Source organism: Sphaerisporangium melleum (assembly GCF_014646695.1).
Taxonomy (GTDB): Bacteria; Actinomycetota; Actinomycetes; order Streptosporangiales; family Streptosporangiaceae; genus Sphaerisporangium; species Sphaerisporangium melleum.
In genome coordinates, this window is the sequence record NZ_BMNT01000145.1 from 1 (window position 1) to 823 (window position 823).

Annotated in this window: 1 pseudogene; it reads left to right on the plus strand. The window is 71.7% G+C overall.

The window, feature by feature from the left end:
* Positions 1-254: 254 nt before the first annotated feature.
* A pseudogene (locus IEY93_RS37555) lies at positions 255-823 on the plus strand (hypothetical protein); the annotation flags it as partial.

Below are 823 nucleotides of genomic sequence, written 5' to 3' on the forward strand. Positions count from 1 at the left end.
TCACCGCCGGCATCGACGACACCGGCCGCTTCCACCTCACCGCCCAGGCATCACTGAACCACCCGGCCCCCATGGACGACACGCCTGCGGCCGGTCCGATGGGCGGGGGCACCATGACGTGGCCGCCGTCCCCGCGGGCCGTCCCCCGGCTCACCTCCCGGCCGCTTCCGTCGCCGCGGCGATTACCGGCTCCGGCGCACCGGTCCGGCGGCGTCCCGCATCGGCTGAGGTCGGTGCGTCACCGCCTGAAACAGATGCTCCCTTCCCTGCGGGCGGGCAAGTTCCAGGACGACGTGGACATCGACATGTGGGGGCCGCGCCAGCCGATCCCGGTCACGGCGGCGGTGCTGGCGGGCTACGTGCTGATCATGATGGTCAACGCGATCGACGCCGGAGTCGGTCTCGCGGGCCTGCTCGGGTTCGCCGCCTGTCTCGCGGTGGACTTCAGCCTGCAGCTCGTGCACTCGTTCCGCGATCCGCGCGCCTGGTCGCCCCGGGCGCGGGCGCTGACCCTGGGCGTGCAGGCGGCCGCCAGCTATCTGCCTCTGCTGTGGGTCGACCGTCCCTGGGGGTCCATGGTGGGGTTCCTGGCCGGATCGGTGCTGCTGGTGGTGCCGGGCCGGGCCGGATTCGCGCTGTTCGCCCTGATCATCGGCAGCGTCCTGCCATTGTCGATCGCCTTCGGCGCCTCACCCGGCTACCTGGTGTACCTGCCGGTCTCCAGCCTGCTGACCGGGCTGATCGTGTACGGGATGAGTTCGCTGTCGACGCTGGTGGCCGAACTGTACGCCGCCCGCGGCAAACTCGCCCGCATGGCCGTCAC